This window comes from Vibrio minamisatsumaniensis, assembly GCF_050337445.1.
In the GTDB taxonomy this organism is placed as follows: domain Bacteria; phylum Pseudomonadota; class Gammaproteobacteria; order Enterobacterales; family Vibrionaceae; genus Vibrio; species Vibrio artabrorum.
This window is the reverse complement of the sequence record NZ_JAKJSY010000059.1, coordinates 22262-32993: the sequence shown is the minus strand read 5'-3', so window position 1 is coordinate 32993 and position 10732 is coordinate 22262. Positions and strand designations below refer to the sequence as shown.

The 10732-nt window shown below is 45.8% G+C and carries 9 protein-coding genes and 2 pseudogenes; 3 read left to right on the top strand and 8 right to left on the bottom strand.

Annotation, left to right across the window (positions count from 1 at the left end):
- A pseudogene (locus L4B77_RS13930) lies at window positions 1-197 on the top strand (IS6 family transposase); the annotation flags it as partial.
- 115 nt (window positions 198-312) lie between these two features.
- Here the strand turns inward: L4B77_RS13930 and purT are convergent.
- The 5 genes from purT to sbcB all read right to left on the bottom strand — a co-directional run bounded on the left by purT (window position 313) and on the right by sbcB (window position 5343).
- On the bottom strand, window positions 313-1488 hold the full coding sequence (purT, locus tag L4B77_RS13925; RefSeq protein ID WP_261837437.1) for a formate-dependent phosphoribosylglycinamide formyltransferase: 1176 nt from the start codon (window positions 1486-1488) through the stop codon (window positions 313-315).
- Window positions 1489-1655: 167 nt separating this feature from the next.
- Entirely contained in the window at window positions 1656-2543 is an 888-nt protein-coding gene (cdd, locus tag L4B77_RS13920) for a cytidine deaminase (protein ID WP_429751110.1), read from the bottom strand.
- Between the two features lie 298 nt (window positions 2544-2841).
- Window positions 2842-3519: a CidB/LrgB family autolysis modulator gene (locus L4B77_RS13915; protein ID WP_261837435.1), complete on the bottom strand. Its 678-nt coding sequence runs from the start codon at window positions 3517-3519 to the stop codon at window positions 2842-2844.
- A 2-nt stretch (window positions 3520-3521) separates the two neighbouring features.
- Window positions 3522-3893, bottom strand: a complete 372-nt coding sequence (locus L4B77_RS13910) for a CidA/LrgA family protein (RefSeq protein ID WP_261837434.1) — start codon at window positions 3891-3893, stop codon at window positions 3522-3524.
- Window positions 3894-3918: 25 nt separating this feature from the next.
- A complete protein-coding gene (sbcB, locus tag L4B77_RS13905; protein WP_429751107.1) occupies window positions 3919-5343 on the bottom strand; it encodes an exodeoxyribonuclease I in 1425 nt (474 codons plus the stop codon).
- Between the two features lie 230 nt (window positions 5344-5573).
- Between sbcB and L4B77_RS13900 the strand changes: the two are divergent.
- A pseudogene (locus tag L4B77_RS13900) lies at window positions 5574-5813 on the top strand (helix-turn-helix domain-containing protein); the annotation flags it as partial.
- Between the two features lie 4 nt (window positions 5814-5817).
- Here L4B77_RS13900 and L4B77_RS13895 read toward each other — a convergent pair.
- Together L4B77_RS13895 and L4B77_RS13890 are read right to left on the bottom strand one after the other, a co-directional pair.
- The gene (locus L4B77_RS13895; protein ID WP_429751114.1) at window positions 5818-6768 is read right to left on the bottom strand and encodes a chromosome partitioning protein ParA; all 951 of its coding nucleotides are present in this window, start codon (window positions 6766-6768) and stop codon (window positions 5818-5820) included.
- Between the two features lie 39 nt (window positions 6769-6807).
- Entirely contained in the window at window positions 6808-8142 is a 1335-nt protein-coding gene (locus L4B77_RS13890) for a sphingomyelin phosphodiesterase (RefSeq protein WP_429751105.1), read from the bottom strand.
- 415 nt (window positions 8143-8557) lie between these two features.
- Between L4B77_RS13890 and L4B77_RS13885 the strand changes: the two genes are divergently transcribed.
- On the top strand, window positions 8558-9079 hold the full coding sequence (locus tag L4B77_RS13885) for a DUF2058 domain-containing protein (RefSeq protein ID WP_261837432.1): 522 nt from the start codon (window positions 8558-8560) through the stop codon (window positions 9077-9079).
- A 159-nt stretch (window positions 9080-9238) separates the two neighbouring features.
- Here the strand turns inward: L4B77_RS13885 and L4B77_RS13880 are convergent, their stop codons facing one another.
- Window positions 9239-10612, bottom strand: a complete 1374-nt coding sequence (locus tag L4B77_RS13880) for an L-cystine transporter (protein WP_429751103.1) — start codon at window positions 10610-10612, stop codon at window positions 9239-9241.
- Window positions 10613-10732 lie beyond the last annotated feature (120 nt).

Genomic DNA, 10732 nt, shown 5'->3' with positions numbered 1-10732 from the left:
TTAAATATCTGAACAATATCGTTGAGCAGAGTCACCGTTGGGTGAAGCAGAAAACGCGTCAAGCGCTGGGTTGGAAATCAATGGAAGGAGCCTTGGCAAGTTTGCACGGACGAGAAATGTGGACGATGTTGAAACAAGACCAGATAGATGTTGAAGGGCAGACGGCCTTTGAGCGATTCTACGCACTCGCAGTATAATTGTATCTGTAGGGTTGGTCTGCCACGCCTCTAATTAGATTTGCGACAGAACCCTAAATAGCCCGTATTTTTATTGTTCAGAGGTGAAGGCTGTATGGCTCAGATAGAGACACCATCAGTAAATGACTTTTACTTTTGAAGCGCTTTCAATTGCATCTTCAATCGCGGTCTCTGTGCTATTACGGCGAGTTAACGCGACACCAAGGCGACGGCGACCATCAATGTCTGGCTTACCAAATAGACGAACTTGCGTTTGTGGTGCATCTAGCGCTTCTGCAAGCCCTTCAAAGCGGATGTTTGTTGATGTGCCTTGACCCAGAATAACCGCTGATGCACACGGGCCGTATTGCGTGATGGATTTAATTGGCATACCCGTAAATGCGCGTACATGCAGCGCAAATTCAGATGAGTCTTGAGACATCAAGGTTACTAAACCGGTATCGTGTGGGCGAGGGGACACTTCATTGAAAATGACATGATCACCTTTAACAAACAGTTCCACACCAAAGATACCGTAACCGCCTAGTGCGTTAACCACTTGCCCTGCGGTGTATTGCGCTGCTTTTAAAGCGTTGTCTGACATGATTTGTGGCTGCCATGACTCGCGGTAGTCACCGTCTTCTTGGCGGTGGCCGATAGGCGCACAGAAGTGAATGCCGTCTACTGCTCGAACGGTTAATAGTGTGATTTCGTAATCAAAGTCGATAAAGCCTTCAACGATGACACGACCCGCGCCAGTGCGACCACCATCTTGCGCGTAATCCCAAGACTTTTGAATATCTTCTTCTGTTTTGATGACGCTTTGGCCTTTGCCTGAAGAGCTCATCACGGGTTTCACGACACAAGGCATGCCCACAAATTCGACCGCAGCGGCGAAATCTTCAAAGGTGTCAGCAAAACGGTACGGAGATGTGCTCAACTCTAACGTTTCTGCGGCTAGGCGACGAATGCCTTCGCGGTTCATCGTCAGTTTCGTCGCGTTCGCTGTTGGAACGACATTCAATCCTTTTGCTTCAAGCTCCACGAGTTTACCGGTGGCAATCGCTTCGATTTCTGGTACTACGTAATCGGGTTTTTCGAGCTCAATAATGGCTTCTAACGCATCAGCGTCTAACATATCGAACACATGACTGCGATGCGCCACTTGCATAGCGGGTGCGTCTTCATAACGGTCACATGCAATCACTTCCAAACCTAAACGTTGGCACTCAATAGCGACTTCTTTGCCGAGTTCGCCTGAACCTAATAGAAGTACACGAGTAGCATTTTCACGAATAGCGGTACCAAACATAGACATTCCTTCCGATCTTTTAAACGAGTGATTGAAAACGGTGTGATCATACTTATTTGACCGATAAAAGCAAACGTTTGCGCGGTCTGTGGTATGAATTAGAAGTATAAAAAAAGCAGCCTAATAATATGGGCTGCTTTTTTGCGTGTTTTGTTAATGGAATGTGCTTAAATTGCTAAGTAACTCACTGGAATGTCAGGGTTAATCGCTTCCAATGTCGACTGAGTCTCTGCTAAGTGACTGATGTTTCCGTCAGCGATTTCAACCAAGGCCGCGTTTTCGATTTGCTCAAAATCGAAGCCAGCCAGTTTAAGCTGAACGAGTGCAACTTGTAATGGCGGAAGGCTAGGGTTGAAGGCGGCGTTTTCAGCGTACGCACCCGTAAAGATTTCACCCGTTGCCAGCTGTAATGAAACGCCACTTAGGTTCTTAGTGTAAGGGGCGTGGCTGCGGTTTAAGGCGGCAAGTGCGCTCACAATAATTGGGCTCGTCTCTGCGGATGTGTATTGGTGATCTAGTTTCGTCATCAAGCCTTCTGTAATGCCTAAATCAGCGGGGCCAAATGAATCCGGCAGATAGTCTTGTAGAGACATTTCAGTGCGTTGTGGAAGCTGAATTTGAAGCTTTTTTGCTGTCGTAAGTTCATTCATGAATTGGCGACAGTGACCACAAGGGCTGAAATTAATCGTGATGTCGGAAATACCTTCTTCACCTTTCATCCAAGCGTGGCTAATCGCTGACTGTTCTGCATGCACCGTTTGGCTTAACTGAGCGCCGGCGACTTCAAGGTTTGCCCCAAAATACAAAGTCCCAGACAAACCACGTACGATAGCGCCAACATAAAACTCGGAGAGCGGTGCGTAAGAATAAGCGGCGGCAAAAGGAAGCAGTGCAACACGTAACTCGTTATCAGTTAAACCGCTGGCTTGCAGTAAATCAGCAAATTGCTCTGAAGATAACGTTGCATCGAAGCTATCTGAAAATACGATGTCACTCAAAAGTGTCCTAATTGATGCTGGAGCACTTTCCAGCGCCATGGTAATACGACTGTTCATGTTGAATCCTTAATTAACCTTAGGCTTTAAGTTTATGCAATACTCAAGAATAATCCGTGATTCCAGTCACTATTGTTATCTTGTTGTTACATTCTATTGCATAATTAGAGTGAGGTCACAGATGAAATCGATTGCAAAGACCAATATGACCATGCCTATCGCATTTATTGACTCAAATTTGAGCCCAATCGCTTGGCATGATTAGGTGAGTGCCGAGAATAAGCCCAAGTAGATGTTATGTCATCAGAGTTTTGTTGGGCTTTCGAGAGATTAAAAATGAATATGCCAGCCCATCGGATTACGCGTAGAGCCAAACGACGATAGCAAATATGCTCGGCGCGATAATCGAGGTTATAACACCACAAAGTACTAACGCGAGAGAGCTAAAAGCCGCATCTTGTGGGTTCTTTTCTGCACAGGTTGCGGTTCCTAGAGCATGCGATACTGTGCCCATGGTTAACCCTCGTGCTATCGGACTCTTAATACCGATTAGGTTATAAATAGGGTAAGCGAAAATGGCCCCAAACAGACCCACAATAAGCACCAGAATTGCGGCAATCGCGGCTTCGCCCCCTAAATGACTGGAGACTTCCATAGCGATAGGTGTGGTGACTGACTTACCGAGTAGACTTGCGATTAAGCTCAAATCGGCTTTAAAAGCGACGGCGATCAAGGCTGCTGTGATCATCGACATTACGCTGCCAAGTGTGCAAGCTAAGGTGATGATACGCCAGTTAGTGCGGATTTGCGGCAGTTGCTCGTAGAGCGGGTAAGCAAGTGCAACGACCGCAGGTTGAAGCATGTAGGTAATCCAAGTGTTGTCCGCATAATAAGTTTCAAAGGGGATTTTGAAAAACAGCAGAATAGGAATAATAACCCCAATGCTGATCAGCAATGGGTTACACAGTGGCGAGTTCACTTTCTGGCTTATCCAGCGAGCAAATAGAAACACCACGATGGTCAGTAGGATCCACATGATTATTGACCTCTCGAAAGCAAGCGGTCTAAGAACCATGATAAAGAAACCAAGACGATCAGCGTCCCCCCCACGGCACTGGCTAAGATGGGCAATGCATTTGCGATAAGTTCGTCAAAGTGCTCCATCAACCCGACACTGATCGGGACAAATAATAAAATCATAAAGCGAATGATCAAGCTGGCACCGGGTTGTACCCAGTGTGCTGGAACAATACCAATCACCATGACAGCAAATAAAATTAACATGCCAAAAATACTGCCCGGGATAGCGGTGTCTAACAGGTGTTGTAACGCGTTACCTGCTGTGAGGGCGCCTAGGATCAAAGCAAAGGAGATCAAGCAGTAGACGAGTTGGATCAAACGTTCTTTCAAAGTGTAACATCTCTTGATAGTGGAATTAGCTGGCTAAGTTTTCTACGTATTGATAAACCGCCTTCAAGATCGCCATCTTTTTTTCGTCGCTCTCATGTTCGTGTGCGAGATTCTCTAGGTTTAACATGTACTCTTCCAAGCGACTTTCGTAAAACTCACGACAATGGTTTGCCCACTTCAATTGCTCCTGCTCATCAAGTGTCCATGGGAAGTGTCGAGCACGGTAACGGAACAGTAACGGTTTAATACGTTCGTCGCCAAAAGTGATGTCTAACGCTGATAAGTTATTTGGGTCGGTTTCACGAATGATGTTCATTGCGGTTTTATCGGCGGGTGAAAAGAAACCGTCATACAGATGGGTGTCGACGTCGTCACTTTTCTCGTATACACGTTCTTGTGAATACAAACCGATCAGCTTTTCGCGAATTTCTGGGTGTTCACGTAATAGTGCTAGGTTATTGAGACACTGTTGTCGATCAATACCGATAGTTTCGGCATTTTCAGCCGTCAGGGTTTTTGCTGGTGCAAGAATTGGACATTTGTTCAAGTGTACAAGTTTGATCGGAACAGGAAGCTCGTTTTCTGATAGCTCGCTGCGCTTTGTATAGAGCCTTTCACGCAGGGCATCGGCATCAAGCTCAAGCAATGGGCTAGGGTCTTTAGCCAAGTCAACCACGATAACCGCATTTTGATTGGTTGGGTGCCACGCCATAGGCACCACCCAGCTCGTGTAGTGGCAATCACGACCGAACATGCCTGAAACGTGCATTAGAGGCGTCATGTTTACAATGTCGACTAACTCATTCAGCTTACGCTTGTGGCGCATGTTGTATAGGTAGTCAAACATTTTAGGCTGTGCCGCTTTCAACTTTTTCGCTAACTCGATAGTCGCAATAACATCGGCCATCGCATCGTGCGCGTTTTCGTGTTCAATGTCATTGGCCTTTGATAGGTCTTCCAGTTTGAAACTTGGGTAACCGTCTTCGTTCTCTGGCCAGACAATGCCTTCAGGGCGAAGTGCGTGGACGGCGCGCATCACGTCCAGTAGATCCCAACGAGAGTTACCGTTCTGCCAGCTCCATGCGTACGGGTCGATAAAATTACGATAACAGGTATATCGTGTGACTTCGTCATCGAAACGAATGCTATTGTAGCCAAGGCTGGTGGTATTGGGCTTAGCAAGTTCAGCATGAATTTTGGCTATGAATTCAGGTTCAGGTAAGCCTTGGGACAGGGCTTTTTGTGGTGTGATGCGAGTAATTAATGCGGCTTCAGGTGCAGGCAGATAATCAGCAGGAGGTTGGCAATAGATAACCAGAGGCTCTCCGATAATATTAAAATCTTGATCGGTACGAACACCTGCGAACTGACTTGGACGATCTTTCGCTGGGCTTACGCCCCATGTTTCGTAGTCGAAAAAGAAGTAGGTTGGCTGATTGTCTAAACTCATAGAATGTCCTGAACAGCAGGCGGGGAGCGCTTACTGTAGCTGAAAGTTGGTTTTGTTCAGTATCTGACAGTATGCGGTAGGCGTGCAACCCAGATCCTAAATAAATTGCAGGAAAACGGTGCTTTACTATTCAATCGAGTCAGTGGGGAAGGTTTTGAAACCAATTGTGGCTTTTCTATAGCCACGATTCTGCCTATTTACTTCTTTTCTTACCATAGCCAGTGTAAGGGGATGAGTTGGGTTGTAGCTCTCGTACACTCAGGCGAGAGCTAGTAACCCTTGAATCCAGCTATCAAATATTGCTTACCGAAGTTCGAGTGGAACTGGCCAAAGAGCTATTACTCGGCACAACCATGAGCATTGACGACATCGGTGAAAAGCTCGGTTATAGCGACCCTGCAAATTTCAGAAGGGCATTTAAAGGGTGGCTCAATAAAACACCCGCGCAGTTTCGTGATGGTTTAAGTTAAGGCGTTACTTACTAAAAAACTGCTCCCTGAAATCGGTGACTTGCTGCTGATAATAACTGTCCCAATCTTGTTGAGTCCAAGTGGCATAACTTGATGAGCGCTGAGAGCCTAAGGTCGCTTTGAGCTGATCAAGTTGCTCGTGATAACTCATCACGGTTTGTTGCTGTTGTGCGACTTGTTGTTCTCGCGCGGCAATGTTGCTGGCCTGCGCTTCATCTAAGTAGGCATCTTGGAGATCGGCTTTGACTGATGCTACTTCAGCAGGGCTATAGCTGCTGGGTATCAAAGATACTGCCAGTTCATATTTTTGAAGCTGTGTTTCGGCGTTTAACGTGCCCGTATTGTTTTGCCATTCACTAAGCAAATCTTGATAGTTGGCCAAAAACTGGCTCGCTTCGTTCTCTTCAAGGGTGTTGGCGTCAAGCGTAAAATCCAGATGAGCAAACTGGTCAGCGAATAGCTGGTGGGCCAACTCTCCCCATACTTGCTGGGCAGATTGTTTGAATAGTGCAACACGCTCTTCCAGTGTCTCTATGGACTCAAGTGGGATGGTACTTTGGGCTAATTGCCAGTCGACTGATTGCTGCGGATAGTCGCTCAGTAACTCAAACCATATTCCCGGCAATTCTGCTTTCAATCGTGCGAGTTGCTCAGTGCAGTCATCACGTTGTTGGCAAAGCTTCCAGAACCCATCGAGTTCATCGAATAGAGCTTTACCTTCAAGCTCAGTCAAGTTTTCAGCATACGTTTCCACGCCCGATGATTCAGCTTGGGATCGATTGCTCTGCGATGCTGCATTTTTCGAACTGGTGATTGCAGTTGGTGTGAAATTATCGTCATCAGTTGTCGTAGAAACACGTGGCTTAGCTTCTGCGTGTTGAGAAGAAGATAGCGGTATTCCGTTCGATTTTGATGACCATGAGTAGCCAATAATGCTCGTCACCGCGACGAGCATTAGGATTAATATAACTCGATGCATTATGGGTTCACCGCGCTACTTGATCACGGCACTGACAGGGAAGTGGTCTGAAAGGTTGTAGTGCTTCCATAACTCACTGCTTGTTGAACGAGGAACATCAACGCGGTTATTGTTGTGAGTTTTTTGTGCGTACTCCGAGCTCACCACTACGTAATCCAAGTATTCGACGTTTTCCCCGCCAGACATAGGTTCACCCGCAAAGTTGTTGATACGAGGATCAAAGGTGGAAGCAGTATAACCTGAATACTCTGGCTCAGCGGCTTGCAGGTTAGCGAACATTTGTTGGTAGTCGCCTGGGAACTTCAGCTTGTTCACGTTGAAGTCACCGCTATAAATAACCGTCTCTGAAGTTGGTATTTCCAGTGATTGAGCAAGCTGACGCATCTGTTTAAATTGACGTTGTCGGTAGTCACGTGCCGTGTCCGTATCAAACGATGCAGTGTGAGTGCCGAATACATGGTAAGCCTGACCATTCTTGATCACTTCGGCGTAGTTAACACCTTTATCAGCGAAGCAATCTGTGCCCGTACAATCAGGGAAAACATACTGAGCTTCGTTAACGATAGGGTAGCGGCTGACAATGATTACGCCGCCGTCATAAATGTTAATCCCGTCTTTATCGAGCATTTTGGTTTGATAAGGATACTCCTTCGCAAGCTCACGCAAGAACTCATCTCTGCCATTAGCAAATACTTCTTGAAGCGCCAAAACGTCGTAGCCCTTTACGTATTGAGGGAGAAGATCGTAGCGGTCACCAATATGTGAAGCGATGGCAGGCAGCGCCCAGATGTTGTAAGTCATGACCTTGAGTGTATTGGCATCCGGCTCTGGCTGCTCATCCACTTTGGGCGGGGTGATGGTGTAATAAATATCATCATAGCGCGCCGTAGAATCGGCTTTAAGTGCTAGCTCTGCATTGACCCCGAATGCATCGGTGGTGCTGCGATGAATATTACGATCGTCATGCAATATTAGGTTGACGTCTGCGGTACTCAAACCATGTTGCAGTGTCGAGTTATACCAATGTCCCTTCATGGTTTGGTTGAGCGTGACACTCTCACCCACAGCGTTTGATACCACGGTGTCAAACTCATAGGTCTTCCCAGATTTCACTCCAGTCCAGCGGTTGAAACTGATCAGCTTCTTCGTCTCCCAAGGGCCAATCTGTTCAACATGCTGTTGCCACTCATCACCGAGTTGAAGCAGGTCGGTACCGGTGTGGTTGGCTTGAATGGTCATCACTTGATTGGTGTTATTGGTAAGATACACGTCGGTGTCTGCGATCGCAGAGGTCGAAGCGATTGATGTGGATGCCACAAGTGCAGCTAACCAAGTCCATTGAGTTTTCATCGTCTACGTTATCCTTATTGATTGATGTCTAGAATAACGTAGTCAAGAGTTATGACATTGGAGTTATAACTCTATGGCATTTATTCAAATATGAGATATATGCCAAGGTTTTATAAAATTGATTAACCATTGAAAATAAACATATTGTCTTGTTGGAATGATAAATGGTACGCACGCGAATAATAGAGTCAGATAATGGTTTCGAGTCGGTAGAACAGCCAATGTTGGCATGCTTAAATGAAAACTGTTTGCTCGGGGAGAACAGAGATTGTGAGCAACTAGAAGGGATTATGGCGACAGCTTAGATCTATCAGTACAAATTTTGCGATTGTTCTGTAATTTACTCTTGTTCAGTAAACAGAAACCTGAAAAGCAGGTATGATAGAGGCGTTTTTAATCCTTAACTGGGAAAGTCATGGCAAAGTTAACACTCCAAGAGCAGATGCTTAAAGCTGGCTTGGTAAATGAAAAAAAATTAAAGAAGGCGAAGAAAGGCTCTAAAAAATCTCGCGTTCAGTCTCGTGAAGCAAAAGCGGCAGCTGAAGAAGCTAAATTGGCGCAGCAAGCGAAAGATAAAGAGTTAAACCAACAATTGAAAGAACAGCAGCTGAGTAAAGAGATTAAAGCTCAGGTGAAGCAATTGATTGAAATGAACAAGCTCGAGCAGAAAAATGGTGAGATAAAATACAACTTCACCGACGGTACTTTGGTGAAATACCTGTACGTAGAAGAGCTGACTCAAAAGCAACTCAGTAACGGTCTCTTAAGTATTGCTCGTCAAGGCGAAAGCTATGTTGTTATCCCTACTTCGGTAGCGAATAAGATCGCAATGCGAGATGAAGAATCTATTGTGGATACTCAGACATCAAGCTCGGACGAAGTCGACGAGGATGACCCGTATAAAGACTTCGTCATTCCAGATGATTTAATGTGGTAACGTTTGACACTGTTGTTTTAAGTGAAATAGCGGCTAAACCAGCCTGATCTGAATTCACCATTTATCAATAACGACGAAACGTAAAAAAGCCCTGATGTTTGATACATCAGGGCTTTTTAATGGAGTGAAACTAACCTAACAACATGCCTTGATATCGAGTTATGTATTCGTTGGTTCCAATTCTGCTTGCTTGTCTTTTTTCTCGAGCAGACGGCTAGTGATAGTGCCTGCTGTCATTGCGCCCGATACGTTAAGCGCCGTACGTGCCATATCAATAAGAGGTTCGATCGAGATAAGCAGTGCTGCAATGGTTACAGGCAAACCCATTGAAGGAAGTACGATAAGTGCAGCAAAGGTTGCACCACCACCCACACCAGCGATACCGAATGAGCTTACCGTTATAATGGCGACAAGCGACAGAATGAAGTTGATATCCATAGGGTTGATGCCGACCGTTGGCGCAACCATTACTGCTAGCATCGCAGGGTAGATACCTGCACAACCATTTTGGCCAATCGTCGCACCAAAAGAGGCAGACAGGTTTGCGATTGCCGGTGGTACATTAAGCTTCGTGATCTGAGCTTCAACGTTCAATGGAATTGTTGCCGCAGAACTGCGCGATGTGAAAGCGAACGTCAGTACCGGCCAGATCTTCTGGAAATACTCTTTTGGGCTCACACCAACAAAAGAGACCAAAATACCGTGCACAGCAAACATGATAAGAATAGCCACGTAAGACGCGACGATAAAACCGAGTAAGCTCAAAATGTCAGAGGCACTTGATGTTGCAACGACCTTCGCCATCAAAGCTGCGATGCCGTATGGCGTTAATGCCATGATCATCTTAACTAAGCGCATTACGATGGATTGAGCGGCGTCAACGAATGTGCGGATTGGCGATTCTAGTTCTTCTTTCTCCATCATGACTTTACGAGCCGCGATACCCGTCAGTACGCCGAAGATAACGACGGCAATAATAGAAGTAGAACGAGATCCTGTTAGGTCTGCAAATGGGTTGGTTGGAATGAAACTAATCAGCATTTGTGGAATCGTTAAATCAGCGACGCTGCCAATACGACTCTCTAGCGTTGCGATACGAGCCGTTTCACGAGCGCCTTCCGTCAAACCTTCAGCAGATAAGCCGAACGTGTGCGCCACGGTGATACCAACAATAGCTGAAACCGCGGTTGTAGCCAGCAGTACGCCAATTGTGACACCAGAAATTTTGCCCAATGACCCACCTTTTTCAAGCTTCACAACCGCTGCAATCATTGACACAAGCACTAATGGCATGATGACCATTTTTAATAAGCCTACGTAACCACGACCAGCGATGTTTACCCATTCCAGTATCTCTTTGATAACCGGATTGCCTTCACCGAATAACAGTTGTAAGCCAAGGCCAAATGCGCTTCCGAAAACTAAACCTAATAAAACAAGGCGAGATAGTGTTTTTCCTGTTTTTTGTTGTCCGTAGAGCAAAAAGAGGATACCAGTGAATACCGCTAAGGCAGCGATAGCTGAAAATGACATTTGTTTTCCTTATGAATTTCTTTAAATCGATAGGGCGCATAGGTATATGGGCGCAAATACTGTTAGCTACAGTAGCGACCTGTAACAAAACGTAAAGTAAGGAAAAGTAATTTAATAGAA

What these genes read in the sequence shown, in the direction of transcription:
- sbcB (WP_429751107.1), bottom strand. Translation starts at nt 5,343, where the DNA reads ATGAGTTTAGACAATCAGCCAACCTACTTCTTTTTCGACTACGAAACA.
- L4B77_RS13885 (WP_261837432.1), top strand. Translation starts at nt 8,558, where the DNA reads ATGGCAAAGTTAACACTCCAAGAGCAGATGCTTAAAGCTGGCTTGGTA.
- purT (WP_261837437.1), bottom strand. Translation starts at nt 1,488, where the DNA reads ATGTTTGGTACCGCTATTCGTGAAAATGCTACTCGTGTACTTCTATTA.
- cdd (WP_429751110.1), bottom strand. Translation starts at nt 2,543, where the DNA reads ATGAACAGTCGTATTACCATGGCGCTGGAAAGTGCTCCAGCATCAATT.
- L4B77_RS13895 (WP_429751114.1), bottom strand. Translation starts at nt 6,768, where the DNA reads ATGCTCGTCGCGGTGACGAGCATTATTGGCTACTCATGGTCATCAAAA.
- L4B77_RS13880 (WP_429751103.1), bottom strand. Translation starts at nt 10,612, where the DNA reads ATGTCATTTTCAGCTATCGCTGCCTTAGCGGTATTCACTGGTATCCTC.
- L4B77_RS13890 (WP_429751105.1), bottom strand. Translation starts at nt 8,142, where the DNA reads ATGAAAACTCAATGGACTTGGTTAGCTGCACTTGTGGCATCCACATCA.
- L4B77_RS13915 (WP_261837435.1), bottom strand. Translation starts at nt 3,519, where the DNA reads ATGTGGATCCTACTGACCATCGTGGTGTTTCTATTTGCTCGCTGGATA.